Here is a 25875-nt window from a genome sequence, read left to right on the forward strand (position 1 = left end):
AGCCTTTCGACAACTTGGAAGGGGCAAGCAATCTTCAATTCAAAAAGACCCTTCGTTTCGCAGCGAACGGCGGCTCCTAATCTACACCAAGGGCGGAGAGCCGCCGTTCGCCGCAAAACGCGCGAACGGCAGCTATGCGAACAAAGCTGAGTCAAGCACTCGTCCCATGCACGTTTGCTTCAGTTGACCATTTCCGCCCTGCTAACTCGTGCTAAGCGCAAGATGCTGCGCCCGACCTTCAGGTAAACATCTTGGCCAACATCACGATGGCCATGCCCATCATCATTAGATTTTCGGACAGGCTCACAAATCCGAGAGGCACGTTCGAATTGCCGCCAACGCAGGCGCATTTTAACTCGCGCTTGTCGATGTAGACGGCCTTGAACACGCTTGCTGCGCCAACCGTGGCTATGAAGAGTGCGGCTGGGGCGGCAATTGAGGTTAGCAACATCCCGGTCATCAATACGCCCGCCCCGGTTTCAACCCATGGATAAACGTAGGCATATGGCACCCATTTGCGTGCCAGCAGGTCGTAGTTGAGGAACATCGTAGTGAAGCTTTCGATATCACGCAGCTTCTGCATCCCCAGTAGGATCATTGAGACCGAAATGAACCAACCGAGCGTCTGCCACGTGATCGCGCCGAGAAAGCCGATGGACAGAGCAAGCGCTGTCGCCGCAGCCACGGCAAAGAGATAGATCACCGGTTTGTAAGTGGTCGCCGCAGGTTCATAGTCGGTAAGTTCCTGGCGCAGAGCGTCATAGCCGCCGATGCGTCTCCCTTCGATCCAAACTTGTGGCGTTGTGGGAACATCGTATTGCGCCTTGAACGCGTCGACTTCGGACCGCGCGCGGAATAGGCGGTCATCGACCTCGTAGCCTTCGCGCTCCAAAAGCCATCGCGCCTTCTGCCCTGACGGGCACAGGTGGTTTGGCAGGGCCATGCGGTATAGCACGGCGGTTTTCCCTGTCGCGGATGCGGCTGGGTCAGCTGTTACGTCTGCGACATCGCGGGTGTCACATGGCATGATATGCTCCTTTATCTTAGGGTTTGGTGCGGGGCGTGCCAGGCGCTGCATCCCCGTTCGCTTCGATGTCTTCGATATAGAGCTTCATCTCTTCGATCTCGCTGCGCTGTGCCTCGATGATCGCGTCGGCCAACTCGCGCACGCGCGGATCGGACAGGTTTGCGCGTTCGCTGGTCAGGATCGCGATGGAATGGTGAGGGATCATGGCTTTCATCCAAGCGGTGTCGCCTACCGTATCTTGCGACCGGACCAAGTAGACGCCGGCCGCAAAGGCGATGGCAGCCCCAGTGAAGATCGCAAAATTCGTCTTTCGATTGGAATACATGCCGAGCATGAAGGCGAGCATGATGATTGCCATTACCCCGCCCATATAGAGCGCCATCCACATCCGAGTCTGCGAGAAGAAGACATGGTCAAGGGCATAAGTGTTAAGATACATCAGGCCATACATCACGACCGTCGAGGTGCCGATCATCGCAAAGAACCGACCATAGCCGCTGCTTGTTCTATCGTCGTGCTTATTCTTTGAATCCATTGTATTGTCCTCCTAAATTGCCAATGTGTGCCTTCGTTTTATACCCATATGGGGTATATTATCCGGTTGGCAACAAATCTCAAATGGAGCGCCGCCTCATGAAGGCTAACAAGGAAAAGACGCTGGACCGCCTATCACGGCTCGAAGGACAAGTGCGCGGCATCGCGAAAATGGTTGAGGCCGACCGCTACTGCATGGACATCTTAGCACAGACTGCGGCCATCCGATCCGCCGTTCTGGGGGTCGAAAAGCTTGTGTTGGAGAACCACGCCCAGCATTGCGTCGAGGCTGCGATTGCCAGCGGCGACCCGAAAGAACAACGCGCCAAATTTGACGAGTTGATCGGCCTTTTGCAGAAGGCGTCGAAGTAGGCGTTTCGGACCGAATGCCCATCGCGCTCTGGCACCGGAGCCAGCGCCTCTGGCCTCCACTTTGGGTCAGAACGTCAATCCGCTGCCCCGCACTTTAGGCCGTTTTCCGCCAGAAAACCGCAATCCTTCCAGCGCTGGACGCGTTGACAGGCTCTGCGACTTACGACACTGATAACACCTATGCGTGCTCTGGCAAACATATCCAACCTTTGTCGCGTCCTTCTCGGCGTGGTTTTGGCCTGTGGTCTGTTGCTGCTCCCGCCCTCTTCGATTCACGCACAAAGCGGGATGCATGAGAGCGCGCAGGCAGCGCATCACGCGGGCCACCAGATGGCCGCAGCGTCCGAACTGCATCAGGGCGCAGCGGCCATGCTGGACCAGACAGAAACACCAGACAGTTTCGAAGGCGAGCCTTGCTGTGGTGGTATCTGCCTGACGGCGGCGCTGACCACCTCGCAGGACGCGAAAATGACGGCTGCGCGATCCGTTGAATACACCAGCGTGTCCCATTCTGTCGCCTCTGGCCAACCCGCTGGTCAATTGCGTCCGCCTCGAGCCTGAGTTGATCCCGGCCGACTAACGGCCTTTGCATCCGCGGCGTCTGGCTGCGGGTAAGATCACCTTATTCTCAGGCAAAAAACCAATGAAATTACCACTGATTGCAGGGGCGATGTCCCTGACCCTTGGGGCTTGCGCCACGACGCTCCCCCCATTTCCAGACGTCACTGCCGCCTATGTGCAGCAGCCCACGCCTCTGCCCGAAGTCGCCGCGATGACCGCCGCCGACAACAGCACGCGCGGCAGTGCCACGACCGCCGAAGAGCAACCCTTTGCAGGCTACCGGCGTCGCGGCGTGGTGGAGCCGCTCGATTGGCGACGGTTGAACGCTGAACAGGCACCTATGCAAGGGATGGATATGCAGGGGATGAACCACTGATGCGTTGGAAATTGAAAACCGCCGCCGTCATTACACCACTGATCTTGGGCGCCTGCACGGCAACGGACCTGCCGGTGAGTTTCTCGGCCCGTGATGCTGGCTTTGCCACCGTGGAGGCACGCACCTCCAAGGCCATCGGCAAGCGCACCGTCTGGGCGCAGTCGCAGGCCGAGACCGTCGCGGCCTCCAAACAGGTCCGCGCCATGGTGCAGGGTAAAACGATCAGTGCCGAAACCGCTGTGCAGGTCGCGCTTTTGAACAACAAGGGGCTTCAGGCGTCCTATGCGCAGATCGGCCTCTCGGCGGCCGAAGCATGGCAGCAGTCCACGCCAGAAAACCCCGTCGTCTCCATCGGCTTGCTGGGCATCGGCGCGCCCGAGGTCGGGCTTTACCGTGCCTTGGAAAGCATGATCGCCGTGAACCTGCTGGACGCTCGCACCCGCAAACAGCGCATCGCCGCTGCCGAGGCGGAATTCCAGCACGCGCAGATGCAGGCGGTGAGCGACACGCTGGCACTGGCCAATGAAACGCGCGAGGCATGGATCAACGCGGTCGCCGCCTTTGAGGCGGTGGGCTACCTTAAACGTGCTGCCGTCACCACCGATGCGGCGGCGGAACTGGCGCAGCAGCTGGGCAAGACCGGCGCGCTCAACAAGGCCGCACAGGCCCGCGAGCAGGCGTTCAATGCCGAGATGGCCGGACAGCTGGCGCAGGCGCGGCTGGATGCGCAATTGGCTAAGGAACAGCTGACCCGGCTCATGGGGCTCTGGGGGCAGGACGTGGCCTATTATGTGCCCGATGCTCTGCCCCGCGTGCCCAATACGGTCAGCAGCCACAAGGGCATCGAACGGCTGGCGCTCGCCAATCGTGTTGATTTGGAAGTCGCCCGGCTGGGGTTGGCAGCAACGGCCAAGGCCTATGGTCTGACCGATGCCACCCGCACCCTGACCGGCCTCGAAGTCATCGCTGGTGCCGAGATCGAGCGTGAGGAAGAGGACGGGGAAGTCGAGACCAGTATCTCACCTCAGGTCGAGTTCGAGTTCGTCATCCCAATTTTCGACAGCGGCAAGGCGCGAATGCGCAAGGCCGAGCTTAGCTATCTTCAAGCCGCCAATGTGCTGGCCGAACGGGCGGTGAACGTCCGCTCCGAAGCCCGGGCGGCGGCCACGGCCTACCGCTCAAGCCACCAGATCGCACGGCACTACTCAGACGTGGTGCTGCCTTTGCGCCGCACCATCGATGAAGAGGCTCTGCTCAGCAACAACGGCATGATCACCAGCACCTTCGATCTGTTGAACGATGCCCGCGAAAAGATCGGAAGCCAGCTTGAGGCAGCCAATGCCAAGCGTGAGTTCTGGCTGGCCTCTGCCGGTCTGACCGCCGCGATCTACGGCGGTGGCAGCGGCGGCGGCGGTGCCGGCGGAGAGACACAGATCGCCGCCAGTGGCGGCGCAGGACATTGAGACAAGGAAGCAACCAGATGATTAACAGACGTCAACTGCTGGGGGCCGGCGCTGCGGGTGCAACGCTCGTGTCCTCCAAAGCATGGGGCCAGACCATGAATATGGGCCTGCCCGAGGCCGCCGAGATGGATTCGGCCCTCACCCAAGCGCCGACCCGTCCCACCAGTGGGCCGGACTATAACCCCGTGGTCACGCTCAACGGCTGGACCCTGCCGCACCGGATGAACAATGGCGTGAAGGAATTTCACCTCGTTGCCGAGCCGGTCGAGCGTGAACTTGCTGATGGTATGGTCGCGCGCCTCTGGGGCTACAACGGTCAGTCCACCGGTCCGACCATCGAAGCCGTCGAGGGCGACCGGGTGCGCATCTATGTTACCAACCGCCTGCCGGAACATACGACGGTGCATTGGCACGGGCTGATCCTGCCCTCGGGCATGGACGGTGTCGGCGGGCTGAGCCATCCGGGCATCCCGCCGGGCAAGACATTTATCTACGAGTTCGACCTGACCAAATCCGGCACCTTCATGTATCACCCGCATGGGGATGAGATGGTGCAGATGGCGATGGGCATGATGGGCATGTTCGTGGTCCATCCCAAAGACCCCGATTTCATGCGCGTTGATCGGGATTTCCTGATTATGCTGAACGCTTTCGACATCGATCCGGGCAGCTACATCCCGAAAATCATGACGATGACGGATTTTAACCTCTGGACATGGAACAGCCGCATCTTCCCGGACATTGACCCCCTGGTCGTCAACCATGGCGACAAGGTTCGCGTGCGCGTCGGCAATCTCACGATGACCAACCACCCGATCCACATGCATGGCTATGACTTCAAGGTCACCTGCACGGATGGCGGCTGGGTGCCGGAATCGGCGCAGTGGCCCGAGGTCTCCATCGACATTCCCGTCGGCGCCATGCGCGCCTATGAGTTCGTGGCCGAGCATCTGGGCGACTGGGCGATCCACTGTCACAAGTCGCACCACACGATGAACGCTATGGGTCACGACGTGCCCACGCTAATCGGCACCAACAGTTCCAACATGACACGTCAGGTCCGCCGCGTGCAGCCTGAGTTCATGCCCATGGGCACGGCGGGCATGGCGGATATGGGCGAAATGTCGATGCCGCTGCCCGACAACACCGTGCCGATGATGGCCGGCTGGGGGCCGCATGGACCCCTTGAAATGGGCGGCATGTTTTCGGTCGTGAAGGTGCGCGAAGGCATCGACGCGGACGACTACGAAGATCCCGGCTGGTATGAAAACCCGCCGGGCACCGAAGCGTATGAATGGACAGGCGAGCTGCCAGACTTCGCGCAGAACCTCAGCCCGGAAACCCAGATTACGCCAAAACCAATCTCCAAGGGCTAAGCGGCCTTTGGACCATAATCACCTCTAAAAACATACAGGAAAAACAATGAACAAACTTCTTCTCTCGACCGCCCTCAACCTTCTCATCACGGCTCCGGCCTTTGCCGCGGGCACCCACGGCGGCAGTCACGGCGATGACGGCCACGGCGATATGCACAAGGAAATGGCCGCAGGCATGCCCGGCAAGGCCGAGGCGGTTGACCGCACCATCGAGGTGACCATGCGCGAAACCGACGACGGCGAGATGATCTTTGAACCCGCCGAGTTCGACATCAAAAAAGGCGATACCATCCGCTTTGCTGTCACCAATAAAGGCGAGATCGAGCATGAGTTCGTCATCGACACGATGGATGGCAATGCTGAGCACAAAGAAGCGATGGCCAAGATGGACATGGAGCATGATGACCCGAACTCCGTTCGCCTTGATCCCGGCATGGAGGGCGAGGTGATCTGGACCTTCGCCAATGAAGGCAGCTTCGAGTTCGCCTGCCTGATCCCCGGCCACTACGAATCCGGCATGCACGGTCCGATCACCGTCGCTCAGTCTAATGAGGCTCCCGAGGCACCTGCCGTCTACTCGACCGGGAAGATCAAGAAGGTCGACGCTAAGGGCAATAAGGTCACCATCATCCACGGCCCACTCGAAAACCTCGATATGCCGTCGATGACTATGGTGTTCAAAGCCGATGAAGCGCTGATTGCTAAAATGAAAGAAGGCCAAGACATCGAATTCGTGGCGGACCGTGTCAAAGGCAAATTGACTGTGACTGAGATGAAGTAAGCGCCAATCGCAGGGCCGGCTGACCGGGCCGGCCCTGTGCTTTCCACAAATATAAGGCACTTCGAGCTATGAAAACGCATGGAACCATTGCCCTTTGGGCCATTGCAACACTACAGGCCATTGTGGCGATCTTCTTTACCGTCTGCTTCTTGTTGGACGCTATGGGAATGGAATCTGAGTTTCTGATCTGGCAGAGCCATGAGTATCAGCAAACGATCTTGGCCATCGGGTTGAACCTCGGCGTGGCGCTTGGCTGGATCGCCCTCAGGACAAGTCTGCAACGTGCGCGGCTCGCCGAAGAGAAGATGCGCCGATGCACCTCGGAGTTTTCGATGGTGATGACGCAGCATTTCACCGACTGGCGTCTGACGCCCGCAGAGCGGGATGTCGCCGTCTTTCTGGTCAAAGGCCTGAGCACCCGCGACATTGCGGAACTGCGCGGCACCTCTGAAGGAACGATCAAAGCGCAGACAAACGCGATTTATCGCAAGGCTGCCGTCACCGGGCGCACCCAGTTGCTCAGCACCTTCATTGAGGATTTGATGGATGACGCATTGATGCCTGCGGAGGCCCTGCAAGCTGCAACTGTGAAGGGCTCAGCGATAGGCCCTGCAACCAGATCAAACGCCGCCCCGGCGTAATCGCTTGAGGAAAAGCCCCCCACAAAGCAGGTTGCCCCGTCATGGTCCAAGCAATGCTTCTATCCGTTCTGGTCGTCAGCATCTGCACGGCGATCCACTATCTCGTGCTCAAACGGGTTTCCGATACCATCGCGCAGCGCAAAAGTGCTGCGCATGGCCAGAACCTTGGCTTGGCCGTCGGCGCAATCACACTCGCGCATGTCATCGAGGCTTTCATCTATACGCTGTTCTTCCTCTGGGCCGAGCAGGGTTTGCAAATCGGCGCGCTGAACGGATCCGGCCCGGCGGGCAAGCCCACCACGATGATGGATTATTTCTATTTCTCGCTGGTCAACTTCACCACCTTGGGGCGCGGCGATTTGACCCCCGTGGGGCACCTGCGCTTCATCACCGGGATAGAGGCATTTCACGGCTTTCTCATGATTACGGCGTCAGGAAGCTTCGTGCTGCAGGTCATGGCGGGACGCGCCCCCTTGTCAGAGAAGGGATGACCCAAGTGGTTCGACATATTCTCTTTCCCGATAGAGAGCGCATAGGCGGTCCACCTCCAACCCGTCATCGACAGTTGGAATTGGCCCCTGCAGGACATACCAACACGCCTCGGACATCAGCGCGCCCTGTGCCCCGTGGCAGCATCAATCGCAATTCATCCCGATAAGGCATGACATGAACAGAAGACAATTCCTCGCCAGTGTTTCCGCCGCTGCGGTTCTGCCCCTTCCAAGCTTTGCTGGCGTCACGCCATTGAAGTTGAAGGCCGAAACAGTAAGCCAGCAGATCCTTCCCGAAGGCGAAGGCACCACCGCAATGCTGGGGTTCAACGGCTCAATGCCGGGGCCTGAGATCAGGCTTAAACGGGGTGCGCGGGCATCGATTGAGGTCAAGAATTCCCTGCAAGAGGGCACCGCCGTTCACTGGCACGGCATCCGGCTGGAAAACCGGATGGACGGCGTTCCGGTGCTGACGCAAGACCTGATCAACCCCGGTGACAGCAAGACCTACAGCTTCGTGCCGCCCGACGCGGGGACCTATTGGTATCATTCGCATTATATCTCGCAAGAGCAGGTGGCGCGCGGCTTGATGGGGCCGCTGATCGTCGAAGACGACGCCCCCCTCGATCTGGATCACGACATCACCCTGATCTTGTCCGATTGGATCATCGACGAAGATGGCAGCCTTGTTGATGAATTCACCGACATGCATAGCGTTGCCCATGCGGGCTATATGGGCAATTTTGCCCGCGGCTTCCTCTCGCGAAGCGAAGTGCGGCAAGGTGATCGCATCCGCCTGCGGCTGATCAATGCGGCGACCAATCGTATTTTCCCCCTGAGCATCTCTGGTGTCTCTGGTTCGGTCGTCGCCTTGGATGGCATGGCACTCAGCCAACCCCGCGCGGCCTCTGACCTCGTTCTGGCGCCGGCCCAGCGGGCCGATCTGATCGTCGATGTCACCGGCCCGGTCACCTTTGACATGCCCACGCGGCAGGAGCCTTACCGTCTCGCCGAATTGTCCATCTCTGGTGAGAATACGGATAGGCAATCGGGGCCTCTGCCGACCTTGGCGGCACCGGACCTCCCGGCACCGGGCGCCCCCTCCCAGCACCTGACGCTGACCATGATGGGCGGTGCCATGGGCGGTCGGCACGGCGGTGCCAATGTCTGGTCCTTCAACGATGTCTCGGACCTGCAACAGGACCCCTTTGCCGCCATCGAACGCGGCGAAACGGTGCGGATCACCTTGGTTAATGATACCGCATTCCCGCACGGCATTCATTTGCATGGACATCACTTCTATGAGGTGGCCCCTGACGGCAGCCTCGGCGATCTCCGGGATACAACCTTGGTCGTTGCTGGCGAAAGCCGCGATGTTCTCTGCGTCTTCGACAATCCGGGGCGCTGGTTGATCCATTGTCATATGTTGAGCCACTCGATCGGAGGGATGCGCACATGGGTAGAAGTTGCATGAAACGGGCTGCTTTGATTTTCTGTGCGGCCGCATCGGCAGCGCAGGCCGATCACGAACTCGAAGGCCGCAATCTCGTCGCGGGGCGCTCGCTCTACGCCGAGCGCTGCGCCGCCTGTCATGGTGCAGACCTCGAAGGACAGCCCGATTGGCGAACCCCAGACGAAGATGGTGTGCTGCCCGCGCCGCCGCATGATGCAACGGGACATACTTGGCACCATGATAATACGCTGCTGTTCGACTACACCAAACTCGGGGGCGAGGTTGCGCTGGCGGCCCGGGGGGTGAAGGGTTTCAACAGCGGCATGCCCGCCTTCGGTGAGGTAATCTCTGACGAAGAAATTTGGACCATACTTGCCTATATCAGGTCGACCTGGCCACCGCGCTCAAAGGCTGCTCAGGCCAGCCGAAATCGACCACATTGAGAGCCGGCAGCTTTGCTGGGGCTCGGCCCCCAAACTGACACCGATAAGCCGTAGGGGCTAAGATGTGCCACCTAAATGAACAGAAAATGCGAACATTCGTCTAAGCCTCGGCACCGGGCGATAGAGGGCGTTTCAGTCATTCGCTGAAACTTGATCTAAGGTCAGCTATGGGCCGGTCTGAGGGTCCGCCTCAGCTTATTCAGGGCCGCCATTCAGGAAGGATATGACTGCGTTAGAGACGTCCTGGTGGATCGCCCGGCGTGCGTCCGAAGATCCACCACAGATCGATGCATCACCTTCTTCCTCCATCAGGATCTTCGGTCCGGCGACCGTGCAAACGGCGAAAGCATCGGATGCCGTCGCTTGGGGCATGACAAAGGACGGAGCCGGCTGACCATCAGCCGATGTGTGCGCGAGCCGGCCGAGGGAAATCGATAGCGCCCGAACATCCGCCGGCACTGAACCCAGGTCTTCCGAGTATTCCGGGTTTATGGCAATCACCGAAGTCACGCGGGGGTCTCGCGCCATACCGGCCAGGCCGTCCAGGTTGGTGGCCGACATGTCCACCCCTTGGGCCGCAAACCATCCGCAATCCGGTCCGGGCTGCTCTCTGTCCGGCGCGCAAGAGTGAAGTTAGCTGGCGACATCCAGCTCCGCTCCGACGACAGACAGGGCCGCGGTCGCGCCAAGTGCAAATCCCGCGACTGACACCGTGGTTTCATCAATTCGCAGCCCCCAAGTCGAGTTGGCCAGCACCAAGTCAATCGCGCGGCTTATATACTGGGGTCTTTGCCAGATTTCGTTCACAGCAGCTTCGGCGTTGTCCGGGCGCGGCGCATTGACTTCGACCACAACAAAGCCTGCCCGTGCGATGGAGGAACTGAGCCAGGCACCTGAGTCAGTCGCGGATCGCAGGCCGCCATGTGATATGACCACCAGCGGAAGCGGGCTTTGCGTGAACTCCGCATCAGGTCCTGCTGCAAGCCCCTCGAACACAGGATTTCCACCGACAGTGCCCGATGCTTTTTCCTCAGACGGATACCAGATCGACATGGACAGAGGACGCGCGTCGTCGGATGTGTCCCGGAGATGGGCAAGTCCCGGAACGGTTTGAGCAAGAGAAGGCACTGCGACCAGGATCAGAGCCAACGACAGACCAAATTTCATTCCGGAACTCCCCGTGCGGGCCAAAAGACCATGTACTTTATCATGGGCTTACTGCAAAAGGGCAATGACCGCTCTGCCCAGGGAGCTGACCTTGACGTGCCAGATCTTGCTGCTGGATGCCACCGATGTCCTGGGTGGATTTGTGGTTTGGGAACCTGCTGATACCTGATCGGCGCAGGTGGCTCGGTCCGGTTCTGCACGGAGCAGCCAGCGTGGGTTGATGATCTGTGACAGGCCGGTCATGCGGCCTGCTCCCGTGGTGGCGCGCGTGACATCGGTTTCTGCCCGCGACGAAAAATTTCGATGATGCGCATGGGTCCCCCGCAGCATGGGCATGGTTCACGCAGCGTGAGCGGGGTGACGTCTGGCTCAGCGTCTTGGACATCTGCCTGATCTGGTGGTTGGACGCAGAGCAGTTTGCGGATCTTTGTGAGATTAGCTTTGCGAGCGCTGCTGGCCAGCAGGCCGTAGTGGCGGATCCGGTGGAACCCGTCAGGAAGGACGTGGATCAAAAAGCGTCGGATGAACTCAGGCGTGGCTAAGCGCATGATCTTCTGGCGGTCCCCATTTTTGAGGCGGTAGTCTTTCCAACGGAAGGCGACGGTGTCGGCATCAGCGCTGACCAAGCGGTGGTTTGAGATGGCGACGCGGTGAGTATAGCGGCTCAGGTAGGCAAGCATGGCCTCTAGGCCGCCAAAGGGCGGCTTGGAATAGACCACCCATTCGGATTTAAGGAAAGGGGTGAGCCAGGTGGTGAAGGCGTCCGTCAGCGCCAGCCGCTCCAAGTCCCCATAGAAAGCCAGGTCTCCGGCTTGGTGCAGCGCCACGAGCCCGTCCAGAAAGAGGCGGCGGAACAGGCGCGACAGCACGCGCACATGCAAGAAGAACCAAGGCTTGCTGGCGACCCATTTGGTGCTGTCCGGCGACAGGCCGCCGCCGGGGACGATCATATGGATATGCGGATGATGGGTCAGTGCCGATCCCCATGTGTGCAGCACGCTGGTCATGCCCACTCGCACGCCCATGCGCTTGCGGTCGGCCGCGATGGTCATGACGGTCTTGGCCGACGCCTTGAACAGCAAGCCATAGATCGCCTTCTTGTTCCAATAGGCGATCTGCGCGATCTCAGCTGGCAGGGTGAAGACGACGTGGAAATATTCCACGGGCAGCAGATCTTCGGCCCGTGCCTCCATCCAGTCGCGCGCGGCCGGTCCCTGGCACTTCGGGCAGTGCCGGTTCTTACAGGAGTTATAAGCGATGTGATGGTGGCCGCATGTGGCACAGCCAGCCACATGCCCGCCAAGAGCCTCAGTCCGGCAGGCCTCGATAGCCGACATCACTTTTAACTGGGAGAGGCTGACATGCCCCGCATTGGCCAGCCGCCACGCAGGACCATGGGCGCGGAAGATATCAGCAATCTCCAGTTCGGTCCGGGGCACCCCGGCGTCCGGTCACTCCAGACTTCGCTTCACCGTCTGATCCTGCAATTTGGCCAGCATCTCGTAGGGGCTGACAGTGTCGCGGATCGTCTTGGTGGCCTCATGAGTGTATCGCGCAGTGGTCGTCAGCTTGGCTTGGCCGAGCAGCACCTGAATAACCCGCACGTCGGTGTTTGCCTCCAAAAGGTGGGTGGCAAAACTGTGTCGAAACGTGTGCAATGTCGCCGGCTTCTTGACCCCTGGCATATGCTTGGCTGAGGTGAAAGCGCGGCTCAACTGACACGGCGAAATCGGGTTGATCTTCGGCTTGCCGGGAAACAGCCAGCCTTCGGGACGTGCCTCGCGCCACCAGGCCCTTAGCAAATCCAGCAAGCCGGGTGACAGCATCACCTTCCGGTCCTTCTGACCCTTGCCCAACTCGACATGGATCAGCATCGGGTCGCTGTCGATATCGCTGATCTTTAGGTTGCAGACCTCGGACGCCCGAAGTCCTGCGCCGTAAGAGATGCTGAGCGCGGCCCGATACTTCAGCCCCGGTCCGGGTGCTGCCATCAGGATGTAGGACACCTCCTCGACGCTGAAAACCACGGGCAGCTTGCGCGGTTCGGTGCGGATTTGCATGTAGCGCTTCATCTCCTCGCGCCCGCAGGTCATGCTGAAGAAGAACCGCAGCGCGACGATCCGCACGTTGAACGTCGACGGGGTCACCACGCTGTCTGTCATATGCAGCTGATACGCGCGGAGATTTTCCGGTGTCGCCGTGTCGGGTGGCCGCCCAAGAAAGGCCGCGAAGTCCTTGATCGCCCGGATGTGGGACTTCTGCGCCTTCTCGCCCATCCCACGGATGCGCATGTCTTCGATCATCCGCTGGCGCAGCGGGGTTACTATCTCCTCTGTCATGGGAACCTCCTGTCGGTTGATTGAGAAGGCCCCAATCGTCAGACAAGTCAGTCAGATCGCAAAATGCGGGCTGTTACGGAGGACGCAATCCATCAGCCGCAAGCGCCATTGCCGCGGAGCGGTTTAGTCCTTGGGCCGAGAGCCTCTTCCGCCATATCCTTCATTTCAGACATCAAAGACGCATCCATGCCGCCAAACTTTGCCCGCCATTTGTAGAAACTCGCACTGCTCATTCCGTGCTCGCGGCACAGTTCAGAAACCGGAACACCGCCCTCCGCATGCTTCAGGATCGCCATGATCTGTGCGTCGCTGTATCGTCCATTCTTCATCGTAAATCTCCTCAAATATCTTGCCGAGAAAATTCTACTTTTGAACACCACTAATTTGCGGGGGGATTACCACTGAACCGGCCGCGATGGGTTCGTGTTTCGACGACGAGCACGCCATCCTCGATCCCGGCCCGACGGATGGGTGCTTTGGTCAGGGCGATGCCCAGCGGTCGGCCGGCCTCCGTCAACACCCGCACACCCTTGTTCTCGACCAGCAAGACCAAGCCCTCCTCTACCAGCAGGTCGCATTTGGTCGTGTAGTCCGGTGATGCGCCTCCTGTCTCTTTCGCAAAACCACAGGGCAGCAGATTTTCCAGATGGCAGGCTAGACGTTTCCACCAGAGGGAATGCGAAAAACTGTGTTGTTGCAGCTTTCCAACGTGATAGCTCTTTTCACATTAGAAGCGAATACTCACGGACCTATAGATGTTACGGCTTGAAGACGAGATTGACCTTGCTCATTGGCGGACACTGAGTTCGGGTCTGCCGTCGCAACGTGTGTCTGCCGAGTTTCCGACTGAGAAAGACTGCGAAGATTGGTTTTCTCTTAATACATGGCCAGAGGGCTGTACCTGTCCGAAATGTGGCGTGCGTCGTGTTTGGTTCTTAGAGACGCGAAATTTGATCCAATGCTCCGGCTGTGACCATCATTTTTCTGCGCGATCTGTATCCCGTCTCCGCGGTAGGCGCGTTTCACTTCGTTCCTGTTTCTTAGGTGCAGAGTTCATTATTGAAACCACGGCGGCTGGAAAGCACCATATTCAAACAATTGAGAGATTTCAGAAGATAGTTGACCTGTCTTATCGTCCAGCAAGGTCACTTCGGATTGAAATGTTTGAGGAGCTCAAGAAGCCTTTGGGTGGCTTCTGGGGAGGACTCGTCTGCATAAATGAAATGGACGAAACTCATTATATCGAGAACCGCCTTGATGAGCTTTTAGAATACCACGGGTTCGGCGACATCGAGTAGTTCAGCATTTTTGTCGATTGCTTCAGTTGCGAAAGCCAATGCGTTGATTGAATTCGCTGGCCCAGGGTCTGCGAAAACGGTCTGTGTTGCCTCTTGATTGAACAACCTGAGTGTTTCCGGTTTTGAACACCAATTTCCACAAAATCGTCCCTTAACCCGAGTTAAGTGAATAAATATAGCCCCTCAACCTGACCTAAGTGCATAATATTGAGATGTTTTTGTCTTCCAAGGCAGAAACTTGCGCCTAGGTAGGAAGGTGAAGCGACATTGCGAAAACTATGAGGAGCAAGAAATCACTATTGAAGAGAGCGATTTTGACATCTGACTGCTTGCGAGAAACGTAAAGGTTTATCTTTTAAGTCACTGTAATGAAAGAAAGATTCGACTCTTTGCTTGAGCTGTGAGATGCCTCTGCGCCGAAATGGAATCATCAAAGAAGGGAGAAGAAATATCTGCTTGGAATAAAAAAAGGAGAGACGTCGTTGGCGCGACTGATCTCTCCTCTGGTCGGACTGACGCCCAACCTTTCACAGAACAAAGATAGCCGCTTTAGCGCCTTCGTTCAACGGTTTCAGCCCATCGCCCAGATCCAGACCAAGCTCATTTAGAAGATCACCTGCGATAGCCTGGTCGGCTTGCAAGCTGACTATCCCAATACCCTGACACCAACAATGCGCCCGTTTTGGCGCAAACGGAGAAGCTATGCCCGAAACTGAATTTTCGACCGCCTTCACGAAGTCTGTCGCCGAGACGACACTCATGAAGCTGCCGACTGGTCCCGTGGATAAAGCCTATGTCGAGCGACTGTTCGTGTCGCTGTCCAAATCGCTTGAACATTCGATGGGGTGGAAGAAATGACACTTCTCGAAGACGTTCGCGAGACAGCGCGTAAAACGACACATAGGACGAAAGCGCGGAAGGAAGCGGCAAAACGTAAGCCTCGGATTACGATCGGTGACATCGATGGGGTGATTGGCTGGGGCCAGCGGCGCAATCCTTTGTCCCGCAGCAATCGTTCTTATAAATCGGGTATGACCATCCGTACCCGCATGAACAGCATGCAACCGTCTTTGGTCTTGAATGATTCTGAGATCGAAGAGGCATTCAAAATTGATGCTTTGTTGCAGCCGAACGTTGTGGGGGTCGAGTGTCAGCCTCTGACCATTCCCTTGCCGTCGAAGACGGGGAAGAAGTCTCGGCGCTCGCATACCTTTGACGTCCGGATCACGCTTGAAGATGGCAAGGTCTATCTCGCCTACGTTAAAGCGCAACAATCTTTGCGTTCGAGCTCGAGTGTTCCGACGATCTCCGAGATCGTTGCCAATACGCCAGAAAATCTCTGCCATCGTATCGTCGTAATCTCGGATGTGTCTTTTTCCCGCAACTACCGTGACAACAATCGTCGCATCCTTATGTGCCATGAGATGCCGAATGCAGAGGCTGACCGGCGCATCTGTGAACTGATCAACGCGGAGGCATCGCCACTGCGTATTTCCTCTCTCATCGAAAAATCGCGGCTCGCAAAGAGTGACGCTTGGCAAGCCATTTTGCGCATGATCGGCGCAGGAATGGTTGGGACAGAGCGCGATGCCGTGATCGATTATCCTTCCCTCATTTGGAGACCTGAACAATGACGAAACATAACCCGCCCAAGTTCCCTGTGGGGACCGTTGTGACCGAGGGCAACAAAAGCTCGCGCATTATTGCAATCCTCGATGATATGGCGGTCATGCGGCCGACAACGGCCGATGCAAACGACCACCTCGATTTCTTCATGCCGGTTGAAGATCTGACGTCGAAGCTGAACGCTGTCGATTTCGAGATCGATCTGCCGCCATTGAAGTCTCTATGGGTCTACCGCTTTGCCGAAAACCGGGCCGGATTTTATCGATCTCGATGATGAGGAACAGCTCAAAGTCCTCTTCGAACTTTGCGCCATGTTGGTTCTGCAAGAGTATCAGAGCAATGGACTCAACAAAGTGACGGAGGCTTGGATCAACGATCATCATGAGGCTATTGAAGGGAAAGTAAAAAAACGCTTTCGTCAGCTGATTGGTCAGACGCAGCGCAAGTCCAAGTCGACGATTTCGTTTGATTTGCCGGCAGGTAAGAAGCTTGCACATCAGTTCAAGGACTATCAGTCCGAGTTTTTCGACCCGAGTGATTTCTCAACCAATCATTGTCGCGCAGGGCGCCCCGAGAAGGAGTTTCCTGACTGGGTTAATAAGCTCATCGACGAGAGCGCGGCGGACTATTGCGAGGGTCGTGAGAAGACAGTGAAGCGCGGCTATACTTTGCTCGAAGGTCGGCTTCTGGAGGAAAACGCGCGACGGGCAAAAACCGACCCTGGCCATGTTGATATCAAGGTTTCGGAGACAAAATACCGTAAGATCGTCAAGGCGATGCCGAAGACTGCGGTCATGGCGACGCGGAAGGGGCGTGCAGAGATGATCCGGAATATGCGCTCGGGCATCGGGGAAACAATTGCGCGCATGGTTGGCGAAGTCATCCAGATCGATGAATGCGAGCTTCCGCTTTGGGTGTTCCTGGAGAAAACCGGCCTTCATCATGTTGTGGGCGAACGCACGATGAAACAGCTTCGCAAAGAAGCTGAAAATGAGACTGTTGGCAAAGTGTGGATCCTTGTCGCTTACGATGTTGCGACGGGCACGCCGCTCGCGTTTAATATTGCGCGCTCTCAGAATGCCAACGATACGCTGGAGCTGATCCGTCGCCTGGTTTCTGACAAGACAAAGCTGGCACGCGAAGCCGGGTGTCAGCATGCTCCTCCGCCAGCAATTCGTCCGTTTCAGATCGTGATGGATACGGGCTCCGGACTTTGGAACCAGCACGTTCCGACGGCAATTCTCTCTCTCGGAGCAATGTTCCGGTTCGGTCGTACGAAATCTCCGACGGACAAAGCTTTTATCGAACGTTTCTTCGCGACTCTTAGCATCGATATCGTTCGGTCTCTTCATGGCCATAGTGGGAACGGTCCTGGGGCTGAGGCCGATTATGATGGGAAGGAGATGACCGCTCTTACGATCGCACAGCTTGAGAAATACATCTGGTGGTATTTCACCGATTGTCTTCCCTTCAAAAAGACACAGCGAAAAGGCGGCTGGGGTATCCAGCAAAAGCAGCTCTTTGATCAGACTGTCGAATACTATGGTTGTCTGCCGCAACTGTCCCGTCGCAAGGTCCGGCGCGCCCTCGGCCTGAAGGTGTGCCGCGTTGTGACAAAGATGGGTATCGAGGCATTCCGTATGCCCTTTCAGGGCGACGAGAATTTCCGGAAATGGGCTTTGGACAATATTGGGGCTGAGGTCACGGTGTACGTGGACCCGCACGCTATCGAGGAAGTCACTGTTAAGGCTGACAAGGGCGAGATTTTCCATTTGCGGGCATCGCTGTCCCAATTCCGCGACTTCACTTTGCAGGAGTGGGTGCATTTTCTCGAGGAATGGCGTGCGTCTGACGCGGTCAGCAAAGAGATTTCGGCCATGGCTCTGTACCGTTTTTACAAGCGCATTGATGCCGAGATGGAAAAACTCCTCGATTTCTACGGAAAAGAGCACAAGGTCATCACCTTGGATGAGGCACAGTGGCTCTGTGATGAATTGGCCGGCGGCGATTTGACGATCCTTGCGCCAGATGAAGGGAGCAAAGCGGCCGCACCAATGGATGTCTATCTTGGGGGCGATGAAGGGGAGGGCATCTTCGTCCCCGGCGCTGATATTGAAGATGCCGAAATCATCGAAGAGACGCTGCCTAAGACACCTGAAAAATCGAAGGCGCCGAAGACGTTTACCGGCGTAGCTAAGGGGAAAGGGGGACTGAAATGAACGCTCTTATCGACCCGCAAGCTCATGCTGAAACCTTCACCACCTACCTGACTCAGTTCAAGAAACACAACTATGTCTTGCCGCGCTATGCTGGGCTGGAAGCTGGGTTCAACAGTGTTCTGGCGCAATTCGTGTCTTCTCGGATGGCTGACGTTCATTTCGAGGGGCGTGGGTTGGTCCTGACTGCCGGCACGCGGTCCGGCAAAACACATGACCTCAAAGAACTTCTTAAGTCGTTCTCGGATGATCCGTCAGAATTGGGCGGTGGCTTTGAGCGCAAGAGTGTCCGTGTGTCGCTTCGGGCCACGACGTCGTGGAAACATCTTGGGTCTGCTCTCTTGAAGGCAACAGGGTACTTTTCCGATCTCGATCATCGCAGCGCTGATTTGATCTGGCGGCGCACCGAGAGCCAATTGATGCGCAAAGGGGTCTTTGTGGTTCATGTCGACGAGGCTCAGCATCTGTTCTACGAAAAAAAATCGGAACAGATCAAAACGATCTTGGCAGGTCTCAAAGACTTGATGAAGCGCGCGGATTGGCCGGTGCTTCTGATCCTGTCTGGCGTGCCGACGCTCCTTGAGTTTCTCAATGGTTCTGATGAGTTGGTGGCACTGCTTGAACCGATTTCGTACGAGGATATTGCCTACAATTCTGAGAGCTTGGAAGAGGTTGATGCGATCCTCTGTGCTTTCGCCGAGGTGGCAGAAATCGACGTATCCACTCTTCGGAACGAAGAGGTCTATAACCGGATGATCCATGCAACAGCGAGACGCTGGGGGCGGCTCATCGAATTGGTGATCCAGTCCCTAGCTTATGCAAAAGCGTCCGGCAAAGGTGAGCTTTCCAATGCTGATCTCGCGGATACTTTTCGTCGGTGGACCGGCGCTGCAGATGGCGCGAATGTGTTTCTGGTAGAGAACCCTTACCGGATCAAGGCGCATATACTTTTTCCGTCATAGATCGGTTTTTCCGAGACCGACAGTTATGGAACCCGCGATGAATTCATCGCGGTTTTTTTGCATTGGGTATGTCGAAAACTGCGTAATTTCGAAATTCTAGGGAGGGGTTTCAAAGTTTCGAAATTAAAGCATTGAAATCATAAGATTTTGTTTTGTTTTGGTTGGTTTTTCGTAAGAAATTTCGAATTTCTACAATTACGTTAACCGAAATTAAACCAGTCTCTCCCTATCAAGGTCGTGAAAGGGAGAATTTGATGAAACGTCTTATTATATCGGGATTTCTCGCCAGCATGCTCGCGGGCTGTGTGGAACCTCCGGCCTCACCGATGGAGGCCGCGGCGCGTAAAGCGGCGGCGGCGGAGTTGACGGCGAAACAATGTGCGGGTTTTGCGGGCGGCTATGAAAGCGTGCGCAAGCTGCGGCATGACGCGAACCAGAACATTGCCACTGCCCGGCGGCTTGGGGCGACGGATGCCACGATTGCAAAGGCGCGGGCGGATGTGCGCATGGCCTTTGATATGCAGGTCGCTTTCTCGACCCCGCAACAGGCCTGCAACATGATGGTGGGCGAATTGGCTTGGGCCACGGGGTGAGGGCGTCTAGCGATGCGCCACGTCGAGCCAGATCGGCAGATGGTCAGAGGCGCGGCGGGTCTGGGCCGTCTCGATCACACCGCCTTGGCGCACGGTAAGATGTTGGTCCAAGGCGATGCGATCTAGAAAGGCCACGGGCATCCGCGCGTGATAGCTCTTGCCCGGCGCATGGATGGTGAACCGTTTCGCCAAACGCCCCAGCCCCACCTTTTGCGACCATTCGTTCAGGTCGCCCGCGATCAGCGTGGGGCAGGCGGCGCAGGCGTCGAGATGGGCGATCATGGCGCTCAGCTGCTCCTTGCGCGACGGACGCAGCAGACCGAGATGCGAGGCGATCACGCGCAATTGACGCGCCCCGAGATGCAAGTCGGCCACCATGGCGCCGCGCGGCTCCACACCCGGCAGGGTCAGATGCGCCACCCGGTCGATCTTGGCCGAGGGGCGGACCAGAACGGCATTCCCATGCCAGCCGATGCTCACGTCGCTCGGCGTGGGCAGAGGGCGCAGGCCCGTCACCGCTTCAACCCGGTCGAGCGGCAGGGCCGAGGGGCGCGGCGCGCGGCGGCGGTCGGCCTCTTGCAGCACCACCACATCGGCATGCAGACTGCGGATGATCCGCAGGATCCGCTCAGGATCGCGGCGCCGGTCGGTGCCCATGGCCTTGCGGATGTTATAGCTCACGATGCGCAGCGATTGCGGGGCGACGGCGGGGATCATAGGACGGGCGCTCCCAGACGAAACAGCCCTTCGGCCACCCTGCGGAACATCCCGCTGGGCGGTCTTTCCATGGCGCAATGCTCGGAGAGATGTTCGAACCAATCATGCAGCTTCGCGACCGAGGCCGCGTCATAGACGAAAAGCGTGACCTCGAAGTTCAGCAGCATGCTGCGCACGTCGAAATTGGCCGTGCCGACCAGCCCCAGATCGTCGATGATCCCGGCTTTGGCGTGGATCATTCCGGGCTGGTAATAGAGCACATGGCCGCCCGCCTCATGCAGATCGCGCAGATAGGCGCCCCGCGCGAAATCGGCCATCCGTTGGTTTGAGCGTTCGGGGACCAGTACCCGCACATCCACACCCCGCCGGGCCGCGGTGGTCAAAGCCGAACCGAGGGCTTCGGTCGGGACAAAATAGGGGGTCACCAGCCAAATCCGCGCCTCGGCCAGATGAATTGCGCGGATCAGTCCGTCATGCAGCGGGTCTTCGGCGATATCGGGGCCGGAGGGCACGAGCTGCACCGTTGCCGTCCCGCCCGTATGGGCCGCGATCGAGGGGGCCGGGTCCAAAGCCTCCCCGCTGGCCACCCCCCAGTCTGAGCGGAACACATCGCCGAAACTCTGCACCGCGCGCCCCTCAAGCAGAAAGGCCAGATCGGTCCAGCCATCCTCCAAGGCCGCAGGTCCGAGGTAATGCGCGCCGATGTTCATGCCCCCGGAAAAGACCCGCGCATCATCGGCGATGATCATTTTGCGATGGTTGCGCAGGTTCAGATGGCCCGAGCCCGGCAGTTGCAGTAGCGGAGAGTAGAAGCGCACATCGCCGCCCGCGTCGCGTAGGCGGCGCAGGGCGGCTGTCGGGCCGCGCAGGGTGCCCAAACGGTCCATCAGCAGCCGAACCTTCACGCCCGCCTTGGCGCGTTCGGTCAGCGCGTCGACGAAAATGCGCCCGGTGTCATCATTGGCCACGATGTAAAAGAGCACGTCGAGCCGTTTCTCGGCCCCTTGGATCAGCGCCATCACGGCCTCATGGGCCGCCGTCGGGTCGCCCAAGAGCCGCAGGTCTTGGCCATGGACGGCGGCGGGCAGGCCGAAATACTGCATCGTTGCGTCAAGCGTATCCACAGGGCGGGGCGGCGGGCCGCCGGTATCGCCTTTCAAAAAATGCACCGGCGTGTAGCGCGAGGATTGTTTGCGAAAGCCAAGCGCCAGAAAAAGCGGCACCGCAACCCAAGGCAGCACGATGATGAACAACAACCAAGCGGCGGTGGATTGCGGCGTGCGGCGTTGTTGCAAGATCACGATCGCCGCCATCAGCGTCAGGATCACGATAATGACGATTTCCAGATGGGTGGTGATCCAAGACATGGGGTGGGGCCTGCTCCTTCTTGCTGACAATACAAGCAGATAACGCGTTCAGAGGTGACAGCAAGCCTCGGACGGGGTCTGGCGTGCAGGAATGGTGCGGGGCCGGGGGGGGTAGTGCCTTTTGATCGGGGAGCCTCTTTTGCGCAGTTGCTTGGGGGTCGTTTCTCTGGCGGAACTTTCGCTGCGGTGAGGGCAAACATGGTCGGGAATTCGTGTTGCGGGATCAACCCACTGATTTAACAGGCCAAAATGGGTCTGAGCAGCGACCAATTCGACACATGATACATAACATAAGCGGCGCCTAGCCGAGAGTGTGTTGCAAATGTGCGACAATCAGCGCATCGCAATTCTGTGATTTGAAAAACCTGAAACCCAACCCTAAATGGGGCGTTGCGTGAGTGACCCTGCGGCGAGGATCGCGGGGTCACCTGTATTTAAGGAGCAGAACATGAAACGCACGACAACAATCGCCAGCATCGCCCTGATCGCATCCAGCGTCTTCGCGGGTGCCGCAGCAGCTGGTTCGCTGGAAGACACCACCGTTGAAGCACCGGTTTTCACACCGGCGCCGACACCCGTGGCCGTTGATGGCGACTGGACAGGCTTCTACACCGGTCTTCAGGTCGGCCAGACCGACGTCGACAGCGACAGCGGCAACCTTGACGGCGACGACACGTCCTACGGTTTCCACGCCGGTTACGACTATGACTTCGGCAAATTCGTTCTGGGTGGCGAACTCGACTACGACAAGACCGACATCGATCTGGGCAACGGCGCAGGCGATGTGGACTCCGTAGCACGCGCCAAGGTCAAAGCCGGCTACGACTTCGGCAAGACACTGGTTTACGCAACAGCAGGTGCGGCCCGTGCCGACACAAGCGTTGGCGATGAAACCGGCCCCTTCGCCGGTCTGGGCGTCACCTACAAAGTGACTGACCGCTACACCGTCGGTGGTGAAGTGTTGCAGCACAAATTTGATGACGTAGGCGGCACAGGCGAAGATCTGGACGCGACCACGATCTCCCTGCGCGGTTCCATGCGCTTCTGATCTGTCTTGGCGGGATCACCCGCTTTGATGAAGGGCCGGCTTCCGTAAGGAGGCCGGTCTTTTTTGTTTACGCGGCGCGGCTGGCGCGCCCTTCGGCAAAGCGGCAGAGGTCGCGCAAAGCCGCCTCAAAGGCGCTGTCTTCGATCGTCATGGCCACGCGCACATGGCCCGCCGCCGCCGCGCCGAAACTCTCGCCCGGCATCACCGCGATCTGCTTGTCTTCCAGAAGGGCATCGGCAAATTCGCTGCCGCTGAGGCCCGTGGCGCGGATATCCAGCATCAAATACATCGCCCCTTGCGAGGGCACCGAACGCACCACGTTCTGAGTGCTCAAGACCCGCTGCGCCAGCGCGCGGCGGCGGGCGAAGGGGGCGCTGATTTCCTCTTCGAAAGCGGCACCTTGGGCGAGGGCATAGTCGCTCGCGTCCTGAATGAAGCCCGGCACGCCGTAGTTGGTATGGGTGGCAAGGTCGATCAGGTCGGCAATGATGTCTTCGGGCCCGATGATCCAGCCACAGCGGCTGCCGGTCATCGCGTGGGATTTCGACATGGAGCCGATGACCAGCGTCCGCTCCTCCATGCCCGGCAGGGCGCGGGGGCTGAGATGTGCGCCCTCCCAAATCTGCGTGTCATAGACCTCATCCGAGACCAGCCAGAGGTCGTGATCTTGGCAAACCTGCGCGATCTCCTCCAAGGTTTCGCGGCCATAGATCACGCCGGTCGGGTTGTTGGGCGTGTTGATCAACAGGGCCTTTGCGCCCTCGGCGGCTGCCGCCAGATCCGCCCTGCGGGGCAGGAACCCGTGATCGGCCCGTGCTTCGACCGCCACGGCCCGTGCCTCGGCAGCACGCAGGGTGCCGGGGTAGGTGGCATAATAAGGGTCGATGTAGAGCGCCGCATCGCCGGGGTCGCAGACCGCCATGAACGCCGCGAATAGCCCCGCTTGCCCGCCCGGGGTGACCACCACATTGTCGCGGGTCGTTGGGACGCCGGTCCGCTCTTCGGCCCGTTTCGCAATCCGGTCGCGCAGGGCATCGGTGCCCGGCACGGCGGCATAGCCGGTATGGCCGCCGAGGGCGCTGTGGTGCATCTCTTGCAGGATCGGGGCGGCGGTGCGGATGTCATGCTCGCCGATGGTAAGCTCGGTCACCGGCACCCCCGCCGCGATCATCGCGCGCGATTTGTGAAACACTTCCCAACCGTCGGACCCTCCGGCCAGAACCCCTTTGATGCGCGATGATCTATCCATGATGCCTCCGAAAATTTCCGCACAAGGGGGCAGAGCCTGGGGGCTTTGTCAATCCGCGCCGGGAAGGCGGAGGGCGGGCTTGCATAAAACTTAACCGGACAAGGGGCTTGGCGCAGGGCGGCGCGCTTGCTACAACCCGGTCATGAACACCGCAACGCTCATTATTTGCTGCATTACCCGCTGAGACATCCTCGCGGGCCGCTGTTCACGTCATTCCCATTCTGACAAAACTATGCCAAGCCCGCGTCACACCCGCGCAAGGACGCCTGCCCATGACCCGTGACCTGACGATCAAGCTGCACAACACCGCCACCCGGAAGAAAGAGGATTTCACCCCGATCGATGCGCAGAATGTGCGGATGTATGTCTGCGGCCCCACCGTCTATGACCGGGCGCATCTGGGCAACGCACGGCCCGTGATCGTGTTCGATGTGCTCTACCGTTTGCTGCGCCATGTCTATGGGCCGCAGCATGTGACTTACGTGCGCAATTTCACCGATGTGGACGACAAGATCAACGCTCGCGCCGCGACAAGCGGGCGCAGCATTGGAGAGATCACCGCCGAGACGACGCAGTGGTATCTGGATGACATGGCCGCCGTGGGCGCCTTGGAGCCCGATCACATGCCGCGTGCCACGCAGTATATCCCCCAGATGGTCGCGATGATCCGCGGGCTGATGGATGAGGGTTGCGCCTATGAGGCCGAGGGCCATGTGCTGTTCCGGGTGCGTAAATATGCCGAATATGGCGCTCTTTCGGGCCGGTCGGTCGACGATATGATCGCAGGCGCACGGGTCGAGGTGGCGCCTTATAAAGAAGACCCGATGGATTTCGTGCTCTGGAAGCCTTCGGACGAAGACACCCCCGGCTGGGATTCCCCCTGGGGTGAGGGGCGTCCGGGCTGGCATATCGAATGTTCCGCCATGGCGCATGACCTGTTGGGGGAGCGGTTCGACATCCACGGCGGCGGCATCGACCTGCAATTCCCGCATCATGAGAATGAGATCGCCCAGTCGAAATGCGCGGGCCACGGGTTCGCCAACTACTGGCTGCATAATGAAATGTTGCAGGTCGAGGGCAAGAAGATGTCAAAATCCTTGGGCAACTTCTTTACCGTGCGCGATCTGCTCGACCAAGGCGTGCCGGGGGAGGTCATCCGTTTCGTGATGCTCTCGACCCATTACCGCAAGCCGATGGACTGGACAGAGAAGAAGCGCGAGGAGGCCGAGAAAACTCTGCGCAAATGGTATCTTCAGGCGGCAGAGGCCGAGGCCGCGACGCCCGGGCCTGAACTGGTGGCGCTTTTGGCCGATGATCTTAACACCCACGGCGCTTTGACCGAATGCCACCGTCTGTCCAACGCGGGCGATACGGCAGGCTTGCGCGGGGCGCTGTCGCTTTTGGGGCTGCTGGATGATCTGATCCCCGAATGGGCCGCGGTTCAGGCGCTGGATCTGACCGATATCGAAGCCTTCCTCAGCGATGCCCGCGCCACTGCGATGGAGACCAAGGATTTCGCCGAGGTGGACCGGATCAAAAAAGCGCTGACCTCGGTCGGAATCGAGGTGCAGATGAGCAAGGATGGGGTGAAGCTGACCCCACCGCCGAGCTTTGACCGGGGCCAGTTGGAGGGGTTGTTGTGACCATAGCCCCAACCGCCCCCCGGCGCGCATGCGCCATGCCCGACCTCCCCCCCGGGAGGGCATATCACAACATCTGCCGCGCGCGCTGTGATCAGAGAGTGTCAAAGCGCCGGTTGTTCTATTCGGCACGGC

Annotated in this window: 28 protein-coding genes and 1 pseudogene; 18 read left to right on the plus strand and 11 right to left on the minus strand. The window is 58.6% G+C overall.

Features of this window, described 5'->3' with window-relative positions; genetic code table 11:
• Nucleotides 1–238: 238 nt before the first annotated feature.
• On the minus strand, nt 239–943 hold the full coding sequence (locus tag ACGYLQ_RS10865; RefSeq protein WP_394442923.1) for a MauE/DoxX family redox-associated membrane protein: 705 nt from the start codon (nt 941–943) through the stop codon (nt 239–241).
• 100 nt (nt 944–1043) lie between these two features.
• The gene (locus ACGYLQ_RS10870; protein ID WP_394408036.1) at nt 1044–1562 is read right to left on the minus strand and encodes a DUF305 domain-containing protein; all 519 of its coding nucleotides are present in this window, start codon (nt 1560–1562) and stop codon (nt 1044–1046) included.
• Between the two features lie 98 nt (nt 1563–1660).
• Between ACGYLQ_RS10870 and ACGYLQ_RS10875 the strand changes: the two genes are divergently transcribed.
• The 9 genes from ACGYLQ_RS10875 (at nt 1661) to ACGYLQ_RS10915 (ending at nt 9518) form a co-directional block, all read left to right on the plus strand.
• Nucleotides 1661–1933, plus strand: a complete 273-nt coding sequence (locus ACGYLQ_RS10875; RefSeq protein WP_394387319.1) for a metal-sensitive transcriptional regulator — start codon at nt 1661–1663, stop codon at nt 1931–1933.
• A gap of 643 nt (nt 1934–2576) precedes the next feature.
• A complete protein-coding gene (locus ACGYLQ_RS10880) occupies nt 2577–2870 on the plus strand; it encodes a hypothetical protein (RefSeq protein ID WP_136720347.1) in 294 nt (97 codons plus the stop codon).
• Complete coding sequence (locus tag ACGYLQ_RS10885; RefSeq protein ID WP_394442925.1) at nt 2870–4333, plus strand: TolC family protein; 1464 nt, start codon at nt 2870–2872, stop codon at nt 4331–4333. The genes ACGYLQ_RS10880 and ACGYLQ_RS10885 overlap by 1 nt, the downstream gene beginning before the upstream one ends.
• A 17-nt stretch (nt 4334–4350) precedes the next feature.
• Nucleotides 4351–5709: a multicopper oxidase family protein gene (locus tag ACGYLQ_RS10890; RefSeq protein ID WP_394408026.1), complete on the plus strand. Its 1359-nt coding sequence runs from the start codon at nt 4351–4353 to the stop codon at nt 5707–5709.
• A gap of 46 nt (nt 5710–5755) precedes the next feature.
• A complete protein-coding gene (locus ACGYLQ_RS10895; RefSeq protein ID WP_394408023.1) occupies nt 5756–6490 on the plus strand; it encodes a copper-binding protein in 735 nt (244 codons plus the stop codon).
• A gap of 68 nt (nt 6491–6558) precedes the next feature.
• On the plus strand, nt 6559–7131 hold the full coding sequence (locus ACGYLQ_RS10900) for a helix-turn-helix transcriptional regulator (protein ID WP_394442927.1): 573 nt from the start codon (nt 6559–6561) through the stop codon (nt 7129–7131).
• Nucleotides 7132–7172: 41 nt separating this feature from the next.
• Nucleotides 7173–7622, plus strand: coding sequence for an ion channel (locus ACGYLQ_RS10905; protein WP_394408017.1), 450 nt, complete (start codon nt 7173–7175; stop codon nt 7620–7622).
• Nucleotides 7623–7797: 175 nt separating this feature from the next.
• The gene (locus ACGYLQ_RS10910; protein WP_394408014.1) at nt 7798–9096 is read left to right on the plus strand and encodes a multicopper oxidase family protein; all 1299 of its coding nucleotides are present in this window, start codon (nt 7798–7800) and stop codon (nt 9094–9096) included.
• Nucleotides 9093–9518, plus strand: a complete 426-nt coding sequence (locus tag ACGYLQ_RS10915; RefSeq protein WP_394408011.1) for a c-type cytochrome — start codon at nt 9093–9095, stop codon at nt 9516–9518. The genes ACGYLQ_RS10910 and ACGYLQ_RS10915 overlap by 4 nt, the downstream gene beginning before the upstream one ends.
• A 195-nt stretch (nt 9519–9713) precedes the next feature.
• On the opposite strand, the gene ACGYLQ_RS10920 is transcribed toward ACGYLQ_RS10915, so the two are convergent.
• From ACGYLQ_RS10920 to ACGYLQ_RS10945, 6 genes and pseudogenes are all read right to left on the minus strand, one after another.
• Nucleotides 9714–10079, minus strand: a complete 366-nt coding sequence (locus ACGYLQ_RS10920) for a hypothetical protein (protein ID WP_394442929.1) — start codon at nt 10077–10079, stop codon at nt 9714–9716.
• 72 nt (nt 10080–10151) lie between these two features.
• Nucleotides 10152–10685, minus strand: coding sequence for an alpha/beta hydrolase family protein (locus ACGYLQ_RS10925; protein WP_394442931.1), 534 nt, complete (start codon nt 10683–10685; stop codon nt 10152–10154).
• A 239-nt stretch (nt 10686–10924) separates the two neighbouring features.
• Nucleotides 10925–12124, minus strand: a complete 1200-nt coding sequence (locus ACGYLQ_RS10930) for an IS91 family transposase (RefSeq protein WP_394409441.1) — start codon at nt 12122–12124, stop codon at nt 10925–10927.
• 12 nt (nt 12125–12136) lie between these two features.
• Complete coding sequence (locus ACGYLQ_RS10935) at nt 12137–13024, minus strand: tyrosine-type recombinase/integrase (protein ID WP_394408002.1); 888 nt, start codon at nt 13022–13024, stop codon at nt 12137–12139.
• A gap of 143 nt (nt 13025–13167) precedes the next feature.
• Nucleotides 13168–13353: pseudogene (locus ACGYLQ_RS10940) on the minus strand (transposase); the annotation flags it as partial.
• A gap of 50 nt (nt 13354–13403) precedes the next feature.
• Nucleotides 13404–13571 (minus strand): hypothetical protein, encoded by a 168-nt coding sequence (locus ACGYLQ_RS10945; RefSeq protein WP_394407999.1) that lies wholly within the window; start codon nt 13569–13571, stop codon nt 13404–13406.
• A 208-nt stretch (nt 13572–13779) separates the two neighbouring features.
• Between ACGYLQ_RS10945 and ACGYLQ_RS10950 the strand changes: the two genes are divergently transcribed.
• From ACGYLQ_RS10950 to ACGYLQ_RS10980, 7 genes are all read left to right on the plus strand, one after another.
• Nucleotides 13780–14322, plus strand: a complete 543-nt coding sequence (locus ACGYLQ_RS10950) for a transposase (protein WP_394407996.1) — start codon at nt 13780–13782, stop codon at nt 14320–14322.
• A 702-nt stretch (nt 14323–15024) separates the two neighbouring features.
• On the plus strand, nt 15025–15180 hold the full coding sequence (locus tag ACGYLQ_RS10955; protein WP_394407993.1) for a hypothetical protein: 156 nt from the start codon (nt 15025–15027) through the stop codon (nt 15178–15180).
• On the plus strand, nt 15177–15956 hold the full coding sequence (locus tag ACGYLQ_RS10960; protein ID WP_394407990.1) for a hypothetical protein: 780 nt from the start codon (nt 15177–15179) through the stop codon (nt 15954–15956). Before ACGYLQ_RS10955 ends, ACGYLQ_RS10960 begins: the two co-directional genes overlap by 4 nt.
• Nucleotides 15953–16222 carry a hypothetical protein gene (locus ACGYLQ_RS10965; protein ID WP_394442933.1) on the plus strand — a complete coding sequence of 90 codons (270 nt, stop codon included), beginning with the start codon at nt 15953–15955 and terminating at the stop codon, nt 16220–16222. Before ACGYLQ_RS10960 ends, ACGYLQ_RS10965 begins: the two co-directional genes overlap by 4 nt.
• A complete protein-coding gene (locus ACGYLQ_RS10970) occupies nt 16185–18167 on the plus strand; it encodes a hypothetical protein (RefSeq protein ID WP_394442935.1) in 1983 nt (660 codons plus the stop codon). The genes ACGYLQ_RS10965 and ACGYLQ_RS10970 overlap by 38 nt, the downstream gene beginning before the upstream one ends.
• Nucleotides 18164–19126, plus strand: a complete 963-nt coding sequence (locus tag ACGYLQ_RS10975) for an ATP-binding protein (RefSeq protein ID WP_394442937.1) — start codon at nt 18164–18166, stop codon at nt 19124–19126. The genes ACGYLQ_RS10970 and ACGYLQ_RS10975 overlap by 4 nt, the downstream gene beginning before the upstream one ends.
• Nucleotides 19127–19380: 254 nt before the next feature.
• Entirely contained in the window at nt 19381–19719 is a 339-nt protein-coding gene (locus ACGYLQ_RS10980; protein WP_394442939.1) for a hypothetical protein, read from the plus strand.
• Nucleotides 19720–19725: 6 nt separating this feature from the next.
• Here ACGYLQ_RS10980 and ACGYLQ_RS10985 read toward each other — a convergent pair whose 3' ends face one another.
• Nucleotides 19726–20436 carry an endonuclease/exonuclease/phosphatase family protein gene (locus tag ACGYLQ_RS10985; RefSeq protein ID WP_394442941.1) on the minus strand — a complete coding sequence of 237 codons (711 nt, stop codon included), beginning with the start codon at nt 20434–20436 and terminating at the stop codon, nt 19726–19728.
• On the minus strand, nt 20433–21803 hold the full coding sequence (locus ACGYLQ_RS10990; protein ID WP_394442943.1) for a phosphatidylserine/phosphatidylglycerophosphate/cardiolipin synthase family protein: 1371 nt from the start codon (nt 21801–21803) through the stop codon (nt 20433–20435). The genes ACGYLQ_RS10985 and ACGYLQ_RS10990 overlap by 4 nt, the downstream gene beginning before the upstream one ends.
• A gap of 448 nt (nt 21804–22251) precedes the next feature.
• Here ACGYLQ_RS10990 and ACGYLQ_RS10995 point away from each other — a divergent pair, with 448 nt between their 5' ends.
• The gene (locus tag ACGYLQ_RS10995; RefSeq protein ID WP_394442945.1) at nt 22252–22851 is read left to right on the plus strand and encodes an outer membrane protein; all 600 of its coding nucleotides are present in this window, start codon (nt 22252–22254) and stop codon (nt 22849–22851) included.
• 67 nt (nt 22852–22918) lie between these two features.
• Here the strand turns inward: ACGYLQ_RS10995 and ACGYLQ_RS11000 are convergent, their stop codons facing one another.
• Entirely contained in the window at nt 22919–24100 is a 1182-nt protein-coding gene (locus tag ACGYLQ_RS11000) for a pyridoxal phosphate-dependent aminotransferase (protein WP_394442947.1), read from the minus strand.
• Nucleotides 24101–24372: 272 nt separating this feature from the next.
• On the opposite strand from ACGYLQ_RS11000, the gene cysS reads away from it, so the two are divergent.
• Entirely contained in the window at nt 24373–25743 is a 1371-nt protein-coding gene (cysS, locus tag ACGYLQ_RS11005) for a cysteine--tRNA ligase (RefSeq protein WP_394442948.1), read from the plus strand.
• Nucleotides 25744–25875 lie beyond the last annotated feature (132 nt).

It is taken from the genome of Sulfitobacter sp. 1A12779 (assembly GCF_043557315.1).
Lineage (GTDB): Bacteria > Pseudomonadota > Alphaproteobacteria > Rhodobacterales > Rhodobacteraceae > Sulfitobacter > Sulfitobacter faviae.